The organism is Chromobacterium fluminis, from assembly GCF_011602385.1.
GTDB lineage: Bacteria > Pseudomonadota > Gammaproteobacteria > Burkholderiales > Chromobacteriaceae > Chromobacterium > Chromobacterium fluminis.
In genome coordinates this window covers 1-17603 of sequence record NZ_JAAOMA010000066.1, presented here as the reverse complement: position 1 = coordinate 17603, position 17603 = coordinate 1, and the positions used below count along the sequence as shown (strand labels likewise).

Below are 17603 nucleotides of genomic sequence, written 5' to 3'. Positions count from 1 at the left end.
GGTCAGGGCGGCGGCGCCGTCCGGCGTATTCTCGGCAAACAGATCGTTATCGTTCATATGGGCAAGGCAGGAGGTGAATCGGTTAGCGTTCATCGGCCGGCGTTTGCGCCACGGCAAAGCCTGTCCTCACGGTTATAGCTGGCGAGGACGCGTTGTCGTAAGCTTGGCCCGGGCGCGCCGCAAGCCGGCCGATGATAATGAATCAGTTCAGGGGAATTCTACTATGGCAAACCGAGTTGCGTGGCACTGCCACCGTTTCGATGGTTTTACGCCGCTGGCGCTGTATCGGGCCTTGCAGTTGCGCGACCGGGTGTTCGTGGTGGAGCAGCAGTCGATTTACGGCGACGTGGACGGCGTGGATGTGCACTGCCTGCACCTGTCCGGCCACGACGACGGCGGCCGGTTGCTGGCTTACGCGCGCCTGATCGCGCCGGGGGAGAAATACCCGGACGCGGCGGCGATAGGCCGGGTGGTGGTGGCGCCGGAGGCGCGCGGCCAGGGTCTGGGCAAGGCGCTGCTGGCGCAGGCGGTGGCGCAGTGCCGCGCGCATTTCCCGCAGGCGGCCATCATGTTGTCGGCGCAGACCGACGCGCAGGCCTTGTACGAAAGTTTCGGCTTCTGCGCGGTGTCCGAGGCTTACGACGACGGCGGCATTCCGCATGTGGACATGCGGCGAGAGGCCGGCGTTTAAAACCATTTCATCGCGCCTTCCGCCATGAAAAACCCACCCCGCAACGGGGTGGGCGCGTCAAGCGGAGATGAAGACGGGCTCAGCGTTTGGCGGCCGGGCCGTCGCTGCCCAACTCCACTGCGTAGGCCAGCGCCAGCTGCGAAAATTTCAGCGCGTGGCGAGCCTGGTTGCCGGCGCTGGCGAGGGTGTCGCGCACGGAGTGGATATTGGGGTTGGACTGGTTGAAGGCGGATTCGAACGGGAAGGACGCCGGATAGCCGTTCTTGTGCCAGGAGGCGTGGTCGGAGCAGGCGTAGCCGCAAGAGCTGTAGCCCACTTTCAGATTGGGCAGATAGACCTTGGCCAGGTTGGCGAGGAAGGTGTTCTGCGACGCGTTGGTGTAGTCGGTGAACAGGAAGATGTCCTCCGCGCTGCCCTGGTAGTTGGTCATGTCCAGCTGCAAGGCGCCCACCACGTTGACCTTCTGCTGCTTGTAGCGGTTGGCGATGTCGGAGGAGCCGCGCAGGCCCACTTCTTCCGCCGCATAGGCCATGAACTTGATGGTGCGGCGCGGCTGGTAGTTGTTGGCCATCAGCACGCGGATCACCTCGGTCAGGCTGGCGATGCCGGAAGCGTCGTCGTCGGCGCCCGGCGCGCGGCTGATTTCGCCGGTGCCGTTGCCCACGGTGGAGTCCAGATGCCCGCCCAGCACCAGAGTTTCGGCGGCGTTGTCCTTGCCCTTGATGGTGAGGATCACCGATTTCTGCGGCCAGGCGCTGTGGGCGAACTGCTCCACGGTCACATTGCCGCGGCCGGCGGCCAGCTGCCGCCATTGGCTGGCGATCCAGTTGGAGGCGTTGACGCCGTGGCTGGTGGTGTAGAAGCGGTTCTGGTAGTTGGACAGGGACTGGATGGTGCCGAGGATGTTGCTGTCCTGCAGCTGCGGCAACAGCTTGTTGACGGCGGCCTGGTCGTTGATCTGGTAGCTGGGCAGCAGCGCGCTGGCCACCGGGGCTTTCAGCGCGGTGCGCGCGTCCTGCAGATCCTTGTGCACGATGAAGCCGCCGCAATGGCGCAGGCTGTGGTGGATGGCGTCCGACAATTGCGGCAGCACGCTGTCGTCCACTTGCACCAGGTGGACCTTCTCGGTGGCCACGCCCTTGGCGGACACGCCGGCCGGCAGCGCGCTCACCGCCAGCTGGCGGCTTTCCTGACTGCGGCTTTTCGGGCTGACCTGTTGCAATAGCTGGTAGGCGTCGTCGCCGATGGAAATCCACACCGGCGCGGCCTGGACGGCGCCGGCCAGACTGGTGGCGGCCAAGAGCGCGACGAGACTTGGTTTGAGAGTGAGCATTCCGGAATTCCTGAGCGATGCCGGCCATGGGCGGACCATGGCCGGCGGATGGGAGAAACGGCGCGGGCCGTCATGGCCGCGCCGTCAGGCGGTCATCAGCTGCCGCAAGCCACGCCCACGGCGGAGAAGGCCTTGGTGACGTCGGCGCTGTTGTAACCGCGCGCTTCGGCCGCTTTCTCCACGCCGCAAGCGGCGCTGTTGTAAGTGGCGTTGGCGGTCCAGTACAGGCGGTTGGCGTCCACGAACACTTCAAAGGCCTTGCGGGTGTTCCAGCCGGCGCTGGTGGCGATCAGGTAGAAGGCCTTGTTGTACACGCCGCTGGAGTAGTGCACGTCCAGGCCGCTGGTATAGTCCTTGGCGTGGCCGATGGAGCGGCCGTCCTTGGTCGGGTCGGCGAAGTAGCGCAGCGCCCCGGTCTTCTTGAAGATCTCCGCGCCCACCAGGAAGTCGTTCTTACCCTTCATGTAGTACTCGGCGGCTTCGCCGGCCATGTCGGAGAACGCTTCGTTGATGCCGCCGGACTGGCCGCTGTAGACCAGGCCGGAGTTTTGCTCGGTGAAGCCGTGGCTGACTTCGTGAGCGGACACGTCCAGCGACACCAGCGGATAGAAGCGGGTGGCGCCGTCGCCGAAGGTCATCGCGCTGCCGTCCCAGAACGCGTTTTCATAGTTGCGGCTGTAGTGCACCTTCATCAGCAGCTTCTGGTTGATCGGACGCAGGTTGAACCAGTCCTTGTACAGATTGAACACCACGTTGCCGAAGTAGTGGGCGTCGTTCAGCGGCGAGTAGGCGCCGTTGATCTGCTTGTAGGTATTGGTGGGGCAAGCGAACTTGTACGGGGTGGTGCCGCTGGTGCCGCCGTTCAGGTTGATGGTGGCCACGTTGCCGCTATCCATCTTGCAATCGCTGGTGACGATCAGCGGGCCGTAGTTGGTGCCGTACAGGTATTTGCCAGTCTTGGCGTTGCCGCCGGGGCCGTTGGCTTCGGCGTGGTTCAAGCCTTCCCACTGCTTCAGCACCTGGCCGCTGTTGGCGTCGATGATGAGGTGCGGGCGGCTGGGCTCCTTGCCGCCTTCCACCAGGAAAGACACCAGGTAAACCAGCTGGGCGGTGTTGTTGTCCAGACGCACCACCAGTTCCGTCTTCTCATTGCGGGTTTCGTAGCCGTTGGCCTTCAGCGCCTTGGCGCTGGCCAGCACCTGGGAGGCGCTGAGCGCAGGCTTGACCGAAGCCAGGTCGGAGGCGATGCCGCGCACATAGTAGCCGGACAGCTTGCTGGCCGCGGCGGTGGACGAGCCTTTGGCGAACTGTTTTTCCTCCACCACGGCCTCGCCCCACACCGGCACGCCCTGATAGAACTGCTGGTAGCGGGTGACGACTTTGCCGTTGGGGAACTGGGCGCTGCGCTGCGCTTTCAGTTCGCCCTGGTTGATGCCGGCGGCGCTGAACACGCTGGCGCCGTCGACGAGTTTGCTGGATTTGGCCAGCGCATCCAGATTGACGCGCTCGGCGGCTTGGGCGGAGCCGTAAGCCAGAGCCAGCGCGGACAGCACCAGTACGCGAACCATCGCAGTTTGGGTTTTCATCACGAATTTTCTCCAATGTAGATCAGCGGGACACGGTAATGCCCCGCGTCAAGCCGGCGGGTCTTGCGTAAAGGCCGCCGGCGCCAGACAGGCTTGCGCCTGCCCTTTCGGACGCTTGGAAATCTTTCCCGAAGATGACTGGCGCCATCGGGCGGGGGTGGAATTCTCTGCGTCCCTTATGCGTTCCCGACATGGGACGTCGCTCTGAGCATGGGAAAGGAGTTGCTGAAATCAGAGGACGCTGGCTTGGTTTGTTCTGACGACCACTTGCCAAATGCATAAATTATGTATTGGTTTTTCCGCCTTGATATGCATCTGTTCTAAGTGCCAGTTGCTTGGAGACTAGCGGCGGCGGGCATGACCGAAATCAAAGCGGGGCGTCGAATCCTTGGTAGACAAGGAGAAGAGAGGGAAACATCAAGAAAATGAAAAGCCGCATCATCCCGATGCGGCTTGTTGTGATGCGGCAACATCCCTATCGCTATAAAAGCGGACAAACTGTCTAATTATGGATGGTTGCAGTTTTTTGAATATGCGTAAAACGCATGATATCAATGAGTTGTTCTCACCCAGCTAGGGTCAAGGCGCCAGCCGCGCGACCCTCCAAGCACCGTCTTCCAGCAAGGAATACTGCACTCGGTCATGCAGCCGGCTGGGGCGGCCCTGCCAGAATTCCAGCCGGTCCGGCGTCACCGCGTAACCGCCCCAATGCGGCGGCCGGGGCACGCTCAAGGGGTGTTTGACCCCGAACATCGCCGCGCGCGACACCAGCACGCTCTTGGAGCCGATTTCGCTGCTCTGTTCGCTGGCCCAGGCGCCCACGCGGCTGGTGTAGGGCCGGCTGGCGAAATAGGCGTCCGAGACTTCCGGCGCCACTTGGGTCGCGCGGCCCTCGATGCGGATCTGCCGCTCCAGCTCCGGCCAGAAGAAGGTCAGCGCCACATAGGGGTTGTCGTTCAGCTGGCGGCCTTTTCGGCTTAGATAATTGGTGTAGAACAGCAGTTGGCCGTCCTCCACCCCCTTGAGCAGCACGATGCGCGAAGCGGGACGTCCGTCCGCTCCGGCCGTGGCCAGGTTCATCGCCGTAGGCTCGGGCACTTGCGCGGCGATGGCCTGGTTCAGCCAGCTCTCCAGTTGGGCCAGCGGGTCCGGCAGGCACTCCTCCGGCGACAGTTCTTTCTTGGAAAAATCCTTGCGGATGTCTGCGAGGTTCAGCGACATTTCGTCCTCCTTGAAGGGGCTATCTTATGCCAGCTCCGCTTGGACCATATAGGGGTTTGCGCAAGAAGAGCGCGCTATTTTAGACGGCGCGCGGCGCCGGATTCTGCTATGTCATATAAGGCGCTAACGACGGACCGGCGCGGCTTGCCGCCGCGGCGCAGGACTTGCGGTTCAAGTTAGGCTAAAATACCCCATTTCTTTCCGCGGCTTATCCGCTCATGCATCTGTTCGCCCTTGGTTTGAACCACCATACCGCACCGCTCTCTATCCGGGAAAAGCTGGCTTTTCCTGCGGAGGTGTTGCCCAAGGCGCTGGACAGCCTGGTCAGCTCGCACGCGGCGCGCGAGGCGGCCATCGTCTCCACCTGTAATCGCACCGAGATCTATTGCACCGGCGGCGATCCGCAGGCGGCGCTCAGCTGGCTGGCCAAATTCCACGGCCTGGCGCTGGCGGAGATGCAGCCCTATCTCTATCAACTGGACGAGGCCAACGCCGCGCGCCACGCTTTCCGCGTCGCCTCCGGCCTGGACTCCATGGTGCTGGGCGAGACCCAAATCCTGGGCCAGTTGAAGGACGCGGTGCGCAGCGCCGAGCACGCCGGCACCATGGGCACCCTGCTCAACGGCCTGTTCCAGCGTACCTTCGCCGTAGCCAAGGAAGTGCGTTCCAATACCGCGGTGGGCGCCAGTTCGGTGTCGATGTCGGCGGCGGCGGTCAAGCTGGCCGAGCAGATCTTCCCCACCATAGGCGAACTGAACATCCTGTTCGTCGGCGCCGGGGAAATGATAGAGCTGGTGGCTACACACTTCGCCGCGCGCAATCCTTCCTGTATCACCGTGGCCAACCGCACGCTGGAGCGCGGCCAGCGGCTGGCGGAGCAGTTCGGCGGCAACGCCGTCACCCTCGCCGAGCTGCCGGACATCCTGCCGCGCTACGATGTGCTGGTCACCTCCACCGCCAGCCAGTTGCCCATCATAGGCAAGGGCATGGTGGAGCGCGCGATCAAGGCTCGTCGCCACCGGCCCATCTTCATGCTGGACCTGGCGGTGCCGCGAGACATCGAGGTGGAGGTGGGCAAGCTGGCCGACGTGTTCCTGTACAGCGTCGACGACATCGCCAGCGTGGTGGAAGTGGGCAAGGAAGCACGCCAGAGCGCGGCGGCGGAAGCCGAAACCATCATCCAGGCGCGGGTCTGCGAATTCAGCGACTGGCTGAAAAAGCGCGAGGCCGTGCCGCTGATCCGCGCGCTGCGCGACGACGCCGACCGGCTGCGCCGCGCCGCGCTCGACGCCGCGCTCAAGCAGCTGGCGCGCGGCGAAGCGCCGGAACGGGTGCTGGAAACCCTGTCGGTGCAACTGACCAATAAATTGATGCATCCCCCCACCCGGGCCTTGTCGTCCGGGCGCGGCGCGGAGCATGACGCGCAGGTGGAAGCCGTGGCGCGTCTTTATCGTTTACACCCGGAGTCGTAATGAAAGCGTCAATTGCGGCCAAACTGGCGCAACTGGCCGACCGTCTGGAAGAGGTGACTCACCTCCTGGCCAGCGAAGCGGCTACTCAAAATATGGATGCGTTCCGCAAGCTCACCCGCGAGCATGCCGAACTCAGCCCGGTGGTGGAAAGCTACCAAGGCTATCGCCAGTGCGAGAGCGACATCGCCGCGGCGGAAGACATGTTGTCGGACCCGGAGATGAAGGAATTCGCCCAGGCGGAAATCGCCGAGGGCAAGGACAAGCTGGCGGCGCTGGAGCTGGAGTTGCAGAAGCTGCTCTTGCCCAAGGACCCCAACGACGAGAGAAACATCTTTCTGGAAATCCGCGCCGGCACCGGCGGCGACGAGGCCGCGCTGTTCGCCGGCGACCTGTTGCGCATGTATACCCGCTACGCGGAACGCAATCGTTGGCAGGCGGAGATTGTTTCCGCCAGCGAATCCGACTTGGGCGGTTATAAGGAAGTGATCGTGCGCCTGATCGGTTTCGGCGCTTTTTCCCGGCTCAAGTTCGAGTCCGGCGGCCACCGCGTGCAGCGGGTGCCGGTGACCGAGACCCAGGGCCGCATTCACACGTCCGCTTGCACCGTGGCGGTGATGGCCGAAGCCGACGAACTGGCCGACGTGGTGCTGAACCCGTCGGACCTGCGCATCGACACCTTCAGGGCCAGCGGCGCCGGCGGCCAGCACATCAACAAGACCGACTCCGCGGTGCGCATCACTCACCTGCCCACCGGCATCGTCGCGGAATGCCAGGACGGCCGTTCCCAGCACGCCAACAAGGCCAGCGCGATGCAAGTGCTGGCGGCGCGCATCATGGACATCCAGCGCCGCGAGCAGCAGCAGAAGGAGGCGGCCGAGCGCAAGAGCCTGATTGGCTCCGGAGACCGTTCCGAGCGCATCCGCACCTATAATTTTCCGCAGGGCCGCATCACCGACCATCGAATCAACCTGACCTTGTACAAGCTGGATTATGTGATGGACGGCGACCTGAGCGAGCTGACCGATGCTTTGATCGCCGAACAGCAGGCGGAATTGCTGGCGGAACTGGGAGAGTGACAGCGGGGCGGTACTAGCCAGGATTATGGCGTTGCCGCTGTCGGCGCAACGCGCTACACTCGCAAACTCAAGAACGGGCGGTTTGCCGCCCGCGCCCGCAGGCAGGATTGTCGCGCGGGCTTATTCTCCGAACTTTGGGCCACTCGCGTGGCCTTTTTTCTTGTCCGTTCGCCGGAGAGCGGGCAAAAAAAAGCCGGGCCCTGTCTGAACCCGGCAATGCCCAACGTGGATTGGCAGTTAATCTGGCGACGCCGCCGCATCTTGCGGCGACACGCGGTAAGCGGTGGAAAATTCTCCGTTGCAAGCGGATGTCATCCTGTAATATTTATAATCCGTTACTATTTCAGTACGGATAAAGCCTTAGGCTCGGGAATGACGGTTCCGTTTCCGGGCAAGCCAAGGCCGGGCTTGACTCCGGCTGCCGGCGCCGCGCTGGAAATCGGGGAGCGCGGCATAGACGGCTCGCTCGGCGGGGAGCGCGAATCGCCATGCCATTGTTGCATGGCGGCGGTTTGCATGCCGCGGAACGCCGTTCAAAGCCCAGCCGTGCCCGGCATGCCTAGCATACGATGTTGCGCCTGGCATGACAAAGCAGTTAATTTCATGATAACCATGATAAAAAGGCATGTAAGATGAAGCTGCCACCGCTTAATGCATTACGCGTATTTGTCGTTGCCGCCGAGCATTTGTCCTTTACCCGCGCCGCCGCCGCGCTCAGCCTGACCCAAGGGGCGGTCAGCCGCCACGTGCAAACGCTGGAGGAATACTACGGCGCCACGCTGTTCACCCGGCAAGCGCGCGGCCTGTCGCTGACCGCCGAGGGCGAGGCGCTGATCAAGCCCGCGCGCGAGGCCTTCCAATTACTGAACGAGGCCAGCGAAGCGCTGCGGCTGCGGCAAAGCGATCTGCGCGTGCGCATGCCCCCCACCCCGGCAATGCGCTGGGTGCTGCCCAATCTGCCGGATTTCCAGACCCGCTATCCGGAATACACGCTGCACCTGGTGACCCAACTGATTCACGACAAGCCGTTCAACCGCGCGGAATATGATCTGGCGGTGGTGGGCATGGCGCGCGCCGAAGTGGCGCCGGACCTGCGCACCGAATGCATCTGCCGCGAGAAGCTGATTCCGGTCTGCTCGCCGGCCCTGCTGAACGGCAAGCATCCGCTGAACACCCCGGACGATTTGCGTCACCATACCCTGCTGCACCCATGGCGCGATCAGGACACCTGGAAGCGCTGGCTGAAACTGGCCGGCGTCAACGGCGTGAATCCGGAAAGCGGCGTCACCTTCGACGCTTCCGAATACGCGCTGCACGCCGCCGTCGCCGGCATGGGCGTGACCCTGGCCCAGGTGTCCATGGTGACCCAGGACCTGGATTCCGGCCGGCTGGTCATGCCTTTCGATACCGTGCTGGAAACCGAGTGGAGCTATTACCTGGTCTATCCGCATGAGTTGGCGGAGCTGCCCAAGGTCAAGGTGTTCCGCGACTGGCTGGTGGCCATCCTGGCCAAGAGCGAAGCCAGCAGCTGGCTGGCGCGGCGCGGCTATTGAAGCGCGCGGCGGCGGGGCATCCCGCCGCCGCTGATCACCCCTTTCTGTAAATTTCTGTGTCGGCCACTGGATTCCAGGGCGTTCTCGGCGCAAAATAATTGACTAGTCAATTATTGATAGGTCAACAAAAATGAGCACCTTAGCCGCAAGCGCTGGAGCGGCCGGCGCGCTGGATTTCCGCCAGAAAGTGCTGGCCATGCTTGGCCTCTGCTTCGTGCTGCTGATGGTGGCGCTGGACCAGACCGTGGTGGGTACCGCCATGCCCACCGTGGTGGCGGAGTTGCACGGCTTCGATCTCTACGCTTGGGTGGGCACCGCCTACCTGCTGACTTCGGTCATCACCGTGCCCATCTTCGGCAAGCTGGGCGACGACCACGGGCGCAAGCCCTTCGTCTTGACCGCCATCATCCTGTTCACCGTCGCCTCCATGCTGTGCGGCCTGGCTCAGAACATGTTGGAACTGGTGCTGGCGCGCGCGCTGCAAGGCGTGGGCGGCGGCATGCTGGTGGCAACCACCTTCGCCTGCGTGCCGGACATGTTTCCGGAAACCGCGCAGCGCCTGCGTTGGCAGGTGATGTTGACCGCCGCTTTCGGCCTGGCCAATGCGGTGGGCCCAACCCTGGGCGGTTTTCTCACCGAATACCTGGGATGGCGTTGGGTCTTCTTCGTCAATCTGCCGGTGGGGTTGGCCAGCCTGTGGTTTGTCTGGCGCTATCTGCCGGCGATGCGTCGCGGCGGCGCCGCCAGCAAGCTGGACTGGCAGGGCGCGTTGCTGATTGCCGTGCTGCTGGGCTCGATGCAATTGCTGGTGGAATGGCTGCCGCTGCACAAGCCGCTGTGGCTGATGGCCGGCCTGGGGCTGAGCAGCCTCGCCGCATTGGCCGGCCTATTGTGGTGGGAGCGGCGTTGTCCTAATCCACTGTTGCCGCTGGACATGTTGAGCCACCGCAGTCTGGCGCCCTTGTTCGGCCTGTCTTTGCTGCTGGGCGGCGGCATGTTCGCGGTGATGTATTACGCGCCGTTGATGTTTCAGGGCGGTTTCGGCCTGTCGCCCAACCAGGCCGGACTACTGGTGACGCCGCTGGTGGTGTGCATCACTCTGGGCAGCATTTTGAACGGCCGCATCGTCACCCGGGTGCGCCGCCCCACCCTGTTGCTGGCGCTGGGCCTGTTACTGTTCGCCTTCACTTCCGGCGCTTTGGGCTGGGTGGACGCCGCCACCGAGCACTGGTTGGTGGCCGTGCTGATGGCGGTGGGCGGCTTGGGTTTGGGCCTGTTGCTGCCCAACCTGACCATCTTCGTCCAACAGAGCGCGCCGCGAGAGCAACTGGGCGTGGCCACCGCCATGATTCAGTCCACGCGGATGATAGGCGGCATGCTGGGCACCGCGCTGGTGGGCGTGTTCGTCACCCACCGTTACGTCGCCGGCGTCAACGCTCTGTCGACCGAGCCGCAATGGCTTGCCTGGCTGCGCGATCCGCAAATCCTGCTCAGCTCTGAAACCGCCGCTCGCTTCGAACAACTGACGACGGCGGCTCGTATCAACGGCGGCGCCTTGCTCGGCGCCTCCCGGCTGGCGTTGGTGGACGCCATTCACGTCAGCCAGTGGCTGGTGGCTGCGCTGGTTGTGCTTGGCTTATTGCTCGTGCGTCGAGTCCCACATGTAGAATTGCGCGATGTTAAAACCAAGACGGCGGTAATCCATGACTGAACGCGCCCCCAATCTGCTGCAGCAAATCGGCCGCACCGGCCGCGCCATGTACGCGGCGTTTGAGCAACAGGTGGGCTACCCCTTGCCGCGCTGGCGCATCCTCGCCGCGCTGACCGATCTGGAGCAGGCGACGCAGAAGCAGTTGGCCACCCGGCTGATGATGGATCCGGGCGCGTTGACGCGGCAGTTGAAGGGTATGGAGGAAGAGGAATTGGTGCGGCGGATCACCGACCCTGCCGACAACCGCCAGACCTTGGTGACGTTGGCGCCGGCGGGCCAGGCGCTGATAGAGGCGGTGCAACCCAAGCGCGAGGCTTTTTTCCGGCACGCGCTGGCGGACATACCCGCCAGCCAGATGGAAACCACGCTGGAAGTGCTGCACCGGCTGGAACAGCGCTTCCGCGGCCAGGATTAGAGCCGGCACCGCCGGCCGCCGGCTTTTATTCCTGTGGCTGCCACTGATAGGTTTTCAACACCGCCTTGATGCGGCCGCTTTTCTGCAGGCGATCTATCGCCAGATTCAGCTGCGCCACCTTGATATCGGAATGCGGCGCCACCGCGCACATGGTGGGCATGAAGGTCACTACCAGCGAGTGCAGCTTGAATTGCGCCGCATCCTGCGGCCAGGCGCGCGCCCAGGCGGCGAACTCCAGTTCAGACACGATGGCGACGTCGCTCAGCCGTTTTTGCACCGATTTGACCAGCAGTTCCATCCGCGCTTCCTCATTGTGCGAGGCCGGGTTGGCGCGCCAGAAGCGTTCCAGCGTGGGATAGTTGTAGCCGCGTATGGTGACGATGCGTTTGCCGGCGAGGTCGCCCACCTGACGCAGTTCCGTCGGCTGCTTCAGCGTCAACGGCCGCTCCAATTGCTGGTAGATTTCATGAGTCCAGCCCAGACGCGCGGCGTTGCCGAACCAGTCCGGATTGGCATTGCAGATAATGTCCACCCGGCCCGATTCGATAGAGGGCTCCACCCGCTTGCGGGCGATCAGAATGAACTCCGGACGCAGGCTCAATTCCGCCGCCAGCATCTCGCCGAGATCCTTGGACAAGCCGCCGCGCAGATGCTCGCCGTCCGGCGACAACATCACTACCGGCGCCGCGTCGGTATCCGCCACGCCTATCCGCAAACTACCCGCCGCCCACGCCTCCCCGCACCATGCCGCCGCCAGCCCCGCGAGCAGCCACAGCTTATTCGTAATGGCCATATGGATGTTCTCTCTTTATTCTTAAGCAAGCGACCGGACAGTTGATTGCGAGTGTTAAGATGATCTTTTGAGTCCGTTGCGCTTGTTATCGTTGTAGACAAAAAAAGTTCAGCCGCCATGACAAAAACATTCTCGCATCCCCTCCGGCAACACCTTTCCCAACGCATTCTGATTCTGGACGGCGGCATGGGCACCATGATCCAACGCCATCAGTTGGAGGAGGCCGATTATCGGGGCGAGCGCTTTGCCGACTGGCCTTGCGACGTCAAGGGCAACAATGACTTGCTGGCGCTGACGCGTCCGGACGTGATCGGCGGCATTCACCAGGCTTATCTGGACGCCGGCGCCGACATCATCGAAACCAACACCTTCAACGCTACCTCCATCGCCATGGCGGATTACGCCATGGAAAGCCTGGTTTGGGAAATCAATCATGCCGCGGCCAGGCTGGTCAAGGAACTGTGCGAAAAGGTCAGCGCCGCCAATCCGGCCAAGCCGCGCTACTGCGCCGGCGTGCTCGGCCCCACCAACCGCACCTGTAGCATCAGCCCGGACGTCAACGACCCGGGCTACCGCAACGTCAGCTTCGACGAACTGGTAACGTCCTACACCGAGGCGATAGACGGCCTGGTGCAAGGGGGCGCAGACCTGCTGTTGGTGGAAACCATCTTCGACACCCTGAACGCCAAGGCGGCGGTGTTCGCCATTCACCGATATTTCGACGAGCGCCCGGCCACGCCGCGTCTGCCCATCATGATTTCGGGCACCATCACCGACCAATCCGGCCGCACCCTGACCGGGCAGACCACCGAAGCCTTTTACAACTCGCTGTCCCACGCCGACGCGGTCAGCTACGGCCTCAACTGCGCGCTGGGACCGGACCTGCTGCGGCCTTATGTCGAGGAAATGGCGCGGGTGTCCGCCGACTATGTGTCGGTGCACGCCAACGCCGGCCTGCCCAACGCCTTCGGCGGCTACGATCTGGAGCCGGACGCGATGGGCGAGTTTGTCCGCGAATGGGCGGAGTCCGGCCTGATCAACATCGTCGGGGGCTGTTGCGGCACCACGCCGGAACATATCGCCGCCATCGCCCGCGCGGTGGACGGCGTCGCGCCGCGGCCGCTGCCGCAGATTGAAGCCAAGTGCCGCTTGTCCGGCCTGGAGCCGTTCAACATCGGCGACGGCGATTTGTTCGTCAACGTGGGCGAACGCACCAACGTCACTGGCAGCCGCGCCTTCGCCAAGCTCATTCTCAACGGCGACTACGCCACCGCGCTGGACGTGGCGCGTCAGCAAGTGGAAAACGGCGCCCAGGTCATCGACATCAATATGGACGAGGGCATGTTGGACGCCCACGCCGCCATGGTGCGCTTCCTCAACCTGATCGCCTCCGAGCCTGACATCGCCCGCGTGCCCATCATGATCGACTCCTCCAAATGGGACGTGATCGAAGCCGGCCTCAAATGCATACAGGGCAAGGGCATCGTCAACTCGATCTCGATGAAGGAAGGCCGTGACAAGTTCGTTGAGCAGGCGCGGCTGATCCGCCGCTACGGCGCCGCGGTGATCGTGATGGCTTTCGACGAAACCGGCCAGGCCGATACTTACGCCCGCAAGATCGAAATCTGCGAGAACAGCTACCGCATTCTGGTGGACGAAGTGGGTTTCCCGCCGGAAGACATCATTTTCGATCCCAATATCTTCGCCGTCGCCACCGGCATTGAGGAACACGCGCGTTACGGCCTGGACTTCATCGAAGCCACCGGCTGGATCAAGCAGCGCCTGCCTCACGCCAAGATTTCCGGCGGCGTGTCCAACGTCTCCTTCTCCTTCCGCGGCAACAACAAGGTGCGCGAGGCCATCCACGCCGTCTTCCTCTACCACGCCATCCAGCGCGGCATGACCATGGGCATCGTCAACGCCGGCGCGCTGGAAGTCTACGACGAGGTGGACCCGGAACTGCGCGAACGCATTGAAGACGTGGTGCTGATGCGCGCGCCCAAGGACGGCGGCGACGCCACCGAACACCTGATCGCGCTGGCGGAAAAATACAAGGGCGAAGCCGCCGGCGAGAAAAAAGTGGAAGACCTGGCCTGGCGCGCGCAGCCGGTGGAAAAGCGGCTGGAACACGCGCTGGTCAAGGGCATCACCACCTTCATCGTCGAAGACACCGAGGAGGTGCGGCAGAAATCCGCGCGACCCATCCACGTGATCGAAGGCCCGTTGATGGACGGCATGAACGTGGTGGGCGACCTGTTCGGCGCAGGCAAGATGTTCCTGCCGCAGGTGGTCAAATCCGCGCGGGTGATGAAGGCCGCCGTCGCTCACCTTGAGCCCTTCATCGAAGAGGAAAAAATCCGTCTCGGCCTCTCCGACGCGCCGGCCAAGGGCGTGATCATCATGGCCACGGTCAAGGGCGACGTTCACGATATCGGCAAGAACATCGTCGGCGTGGTGTTGCGCTGCAATAACTACCAGGTGATCGACTTGGGCGTGATGGTGCCCTGCCAGAAAATTCTGGACGCCGCCATTGAGCACAAGGCCGACATCATCGGACTGTCCGGCCTGATCACGCCCAGCCTGGAGGAAATGAGCCATGTGGCCAAGGAAATGCAGCGCCAGGGCTTCAGCATCCCGTTATTGATAGGCGGCGCGACGACATCCAAGGTTCACACCGCGGTCAAGATCGCTCCGCACTACCAACATCCGGTGATCTACGTGCCGGACGCCAGCCGCGCCGTCGGCGTGTGCTCCAACCTGCTGTCCGACACCCTGCGCGACCCCTTCGTCGCGGAAAACCAGGCCGAGCAAGACCGCGCCCGCGAAGGCCACGCCAACAAGGCGAGCCGCAAGGTGGTGAGCCTGGAGCAGGCGCGCGCCAACAAGGAAGCGATAGACTGGACGGCCTACCAGCCGCCCAAGCCGAAATGGCTGGGCGTGCGCCGCTTCGAGCGCTACCCCTTGGCCGAGATCGCCGCCTATATCGACTGGACCCCGTTCTTCCAGAGCTGGGAGCTGGCCGGCCGCTTCCCGCGCATTCTGAACGACGAGATCGTCGGCGAATCCGCGCGCGCCTTGTACGAGGACGCGCAAGTGATGCTCAAGCAGATAATCGATGAGAATTGGCTGGGGGCCAACGCGGTGATTGGTCTGTTCCCGGCCGCCAGCGTCAATCACGACGACATCGAAATCCGCGACCCGGACAAGCGCGTCAGCCTGATGAGCTGGGTGGGCCTGCGCCAGCAACTGCCCAAGATGGACGGCAAGGCCAACTGGGCGCTGGCCGACTACATCGCGCCGCGGGACAGCGGCGTGCAGGACTATATCGGCGCCTTCGCCGTTACCGCCGGCATTGGCATTGAGCCGCACGTCAAACGCTTCGAAGACGCCGGCGACGATTATTCCTCCATCCTGCTCAAGGCGTTGGCGGACCGGCTGGCCGAAGCCTTCGCGGAACTGATGCACGCCCGCGTGCGCCGGGAATTCTGGGGCTACGCCGTCGCGGAGCAACTGGACAACGAAGCGCTGATCGACGAAAAGTACCAGGGCATCCGTCCCGCGCCCGGCTACCCGGCCTGCCCGGACCACACCGTCAAGACCGCGCTGTTCGAACTCTTGGATGCGCCGGCCATCGGCATGACGCTGACCGAAGGCTACGCGATGCTGCCCACCGCCGCCGTGTCCGGCTTCTATCTCAGCCACCCGGCCACGCGTTACTTCGGCGTGGGCAAGATCGAACGCGACCAAGTGGCCAGCTACGCCGAACGCCGCGGCGTCAGCGTGGAACAGGCCGAACGCGACCTGGCCCCCAATCTGGGCTATGACGCCTGAGGGGGGCAAGCCCTGGCCCAGGCTGCTGTTGGGCGGCCTGATCTTCGGCGTCGGCGGCTGGCTGTTGCTCTGCTTTCGCGACCGCTACGTGGTGCTGTTGCTGGCCGGCGCGCTGCTGGCCTGGCAAGCGCTGCCGGCCGGTTTTAAAACCCGCGCGCTGCTGTTGACCGCTGCGGGTTGTCTGTTGGATTTCACCCTTGGCGGCTTGGGGCTGTACCGCCTCGTCGGCGTTGGCGTCCTACCCTTGTGGAGGGTTGTCTTGTGGCTGAGCTTCAGCTGTTGGTGGCTGCGGCTGCTGGATGTCTGGCGGCCATCGCCGCGTCTGCTGGCGCTCATTGGCGCGCTGGCGGGACCGTTGGTCTGCTGGGGCGGGCTGCAACTGCGTGCTCTGCAAGCCGGCGCGCCGCCGTGGCTGACGCTGCTGGCCCTGGCCCCGTTATGGGCGGCATTGTTGGCTTGGACGCCGCGTTTGCTGCCGGAGGCGGATAGGCGGCTGGACCAAGCGCGTGGCTGTGGATAAAAATGCCATTTTCAGCATCCTGTGGATAAAGTGGCGCGCCGCCGTGTTCACGCGCTGAACATTATTTGGAACTGGCTGGAATCGTAAAAAACCGCATCGTTAACGATGCGGTTTTTATTTAATCCATGAAAGTAATAATTCATTCAAGATTAATTAAATATTGACTGATAAAGTTAATAGGAAAGCGGTGAAAATTAACAAAGCCGCTATTTAAGCAACGCTCAAAACACGTCAAGGCCCATCACAGGCTAGTTAGCGATGGATTGGGTAATTAGTTTTAATAAAAACCTATGACTTTGTTATTTTTGTGTTGGTGGATCATGGAAAATTCACACATGCAAATCGTTTTGCAAATCACATAATCATTACGACCAACCGAGAAAGCTTGCGATGGGGAATTGGCAGATTCCTCCTTGAATTAATCGAGCCGGCCCGGTTGGTCTTTTTGGATGATGAAAACCGCAATAACGATTTTGAAAAGGATATTCCGTGAAAAAACTTATTGTTGCCGCAGGCCTGCTGGCCAGCGCGCAATTAGTCGCCGCCGCGCCGTTCTCTCCGGCCGAAACTCACTACGTCAAGCTCGATTTTCGCGGCTCGTCCGGCGGCAATATCTGCGGTGGCTCGCTGGTGGGGCCGGACCTGGTGCTGACCGCCTCGCATTGCATCCTGGATAACTGGAAGGGTGTGACCGCTCATTATGGGCGTCACTTCGCCCAGCGCGTGGACACCGCTCGCAACAACGCCAAGCCCAACTGGATCAAGTTCGACCACAATGGCGTGGCGGTGGATCTGGCCTTGTTGAAACTGTCCCGCCCCATCGCCGGACTAGACGGAGCCAGGATAGTGCCGGTGGTGGCGCAGGAAGACTGCAACGGCGCGATAGGCGCAATGCAGGCTAATCTGCGCATGGCGGAGACCGGCGGCCAGCTGGCGGCTAGTCTGATGGATGTCCGCGTTGCCAACATCCAGCGGCTGGGGCCGTCGCCTTTGGCTAACGGCGTGTCCTTGCTAGCTAGTGGCACGGTGGGGCGCGGCGGGGACTCCGGCAGCCCCTTGCTGTCGCCCAAGGGCGTGCAAGTGGGCATATACAACGGCAACGCCGGCAATGTTTCCGCCTTCGCCGCATTGTGCAAATACGCGGGCAGCATCAAGGCCTGGTCCGATGTGCTGAGCCCGTCCGGCAGCCAGACCCCGCCACCCGGCGACTGGGTGTGGCCGGACGCCGCGCGACGCTGAAACCGCGCGTCCAATAAGAAAGCAGCCCTTGGGCTGTAATGCCGTTCACTTAAGCAAGTGAACGGCATTTTTCATGGTGCGAATCTTGCTCATACTTCGCTCATGTTGACTCACTCATTTCCGTCCCTATGGTTGGCAAGGCTCACAAACACCCTGATTTCT

13 protein-coding genes are annotated in these 17603 nt (G+C 62.8%); 9 read left to right on the top strand and 4 right to left on the bottom strand.

Annotated elements, in window-relative coordinates; all coding sequences use genetic code 11:
- Positions 1 to 223 precede the first annotated feature (223 nt).
- Complete coding sequence (locus tag HA052_RS25395; RefSeq protein WP_081549667.1) at positions 224 to 691, top strand: GNAT family N-acetyltransferase; 468 nt, start codon at positions 224 to 226, stop codon at positions 689 to 691.
- Positions 692 to 770: 79 nt separating this feature from the next.
- Here HA052_RS25395 and HA052_RS25390 read toward each other — a convergent pair whose 3' ends face one another.
- The 3 genes from HA052_RS25390 to pdxH all read right to left on the bottom strand — a co-directional run bounded on the left by HA052_RS25390 (position 771) and on the right by pdxH (position 4831).
- On the bottom strand, positions 771 to 2024 hold the full coding sequence (locus tag HA052_RS25390; protein WP_166454159.1) for a M28 family metallopeptidase: 1254 nt from the start codon (positions 2022 to 2024) through the stop codon (positions 771 to 773).
- Between the two features lie 95 nt (positions 2025 to 2119).
- Complete coding sequence (locus HA052_RS25385) at positions 2120 to 3610, bottom strand: M4 family metallopeptidase (protein ID WP_166454158.1); 1491 nt, start codon at positions 3608 to 3610, stop codon at positions 2120 to 2122.
- Positions 3611 to 4189: 579 nt separating this feature from the next.
- Positions 4190 to 4831 (bottom strand): pyridoxamine 5'-phosphate oxidase, encoded by a 642-nt coding sequence (gene pdxH, locus HA052_RS25380; RefSeq protein WP_166454157.1) that lies wholly within the window; start codon positions 4829 to 4831, stop codon positions 4190 to 4192.
- 218 nt (positions 4832 to 5049) lie between these two features.
- Here pdxH and hemA point away from each other — a divergent pair, with 218 nt between their 5' ends.
- The 5 genes from hemA to HA052_RS25355 all read left to right on the top strand — a co-directional run bounded on the left by hemA (position 5050) and on the right by HA052_RS25355 (position 11058).
- On the top strand, positions 5050 to 6303 hold the full coding sequence (gene hemA / locus HA052_RS25375) for a glutamyl-tRNA reductase (protein ID WP_081549673.1): 1254 nt from the start codon (positions 5050 to 5052) through the stop codon (positions 6301 to 6303).
- On the top strand, positions 6303 to 7379 hold the full coding sequence (gene prfA, locus HA052_RS25370) for a peptide chain release factor 1 (RefSeq protein WP_166454156.1): 1077 nt from the start codon (positions 6303 to 6305) through the stop codon (positions 7377 to 7379). The genes hemA and prfA overlap by 1 nt, the downstream gene beginning before the upstream one ends.
- A gap of 632 nt (positions 7380 to 8011) precedes the next feature.
- Positions 8012 to 8932, top strand: coding sequence for a transcriptional regulator GcvA (gene gcvA / locus HA052_RS25365; protein ID WP_019102440.1), 921 nt, complete (start codon positions 8012 to 8014; stop codon positions 8930 to 8932).
- Positions 8933 to 9062: 130 nt separating this feature from the next.
- Positions 9063 to 10643: an MFS transporter gene (locus HA052_RS25360; RefSeq protein ID WP_240937571.1), complete on the top strand. Its 1581-nt coding sequence runs from the start codon at positions 9063 to 9065 to the stop codon at positions 10641 to 10643.
- Positions 10636 to 11058, top strand: a complete 423-nt coding sequence (locus HA052_RS25355; protein ID WP_043636446.1) for a MarR family winged helix-turn-helix transcriptional regulator — start codon at positions 10636 to 10638, stop codon at positions 11056 to 11058. The genes HA052_RS25360 and HA052_RS25355 overlap by 8 nt, the downstream gene beginning before the upstream one ends.
- Positions 11059 to 11083: 25 nt before the next feature.
- Here HA052_RS25355 and HA052_RS25350 read toward each other — a convergent pair whose 3' ends face one another.
- Entirely contained in the window at positions 11084 to 11851 is a 768-nt protein-coding gene (locus HA052_RS25350; protein WP_166454155.1) for a substrate-binding periplasmic protein, read from the bottom strand.
- A gap of 117 nt (positions 11852 to 11968) precedes the next feature.
- Here HA052_RS25350 and metH point away from each other — a divergent pair, with 117 nt between their 5' ends.
- The 3 genes from metH to HA052_RS25335 all read left to right on the top strand — a co-directional run bounded on the left by metH (position 11969) and on the right by HA052_RS25335 (position 17441).
- Positions 11969 to 15682, top strand: a complete 3714-nt coding sequence (gene metH / locus HA052_RS25345; RefSeq protein ID WP_166454154.1) for a methionine synthase — start codon at positions 11969 to 11971, stop codon at positions 15680 to 15682.
- The gene (locus tag HA052_RS25340; protein ID WP_166454153.1) at positions 15672 to 16202 is read left to right on the top strand and encodes a DUF2878 family protein; all 531 of its coding nucleotides are present in this window, start codon (positions 15672 to 15674) and stop codon (positions 16200 to 16202) included. The genes metH and HA052_RS25340 overlap by 11 nt, the downstream gene beginning before the upstream one ends.
- 489 nt (positions 16203 to 16691) lie before the next feature.
- Positions 16692 to 17441 (top strand): trypsin-like serine protease, encoded by a 750-nt coding sequence (locus tag HA052_RS25335; protein ID WP_166454152.1) that lies wholly within the window; start codon positions 16692 to 16694, stop codon positions 17439 to 17441.
- The last annotated feature ends 162 nt before the right edge of the window (positions 17442 to 17603 follow it).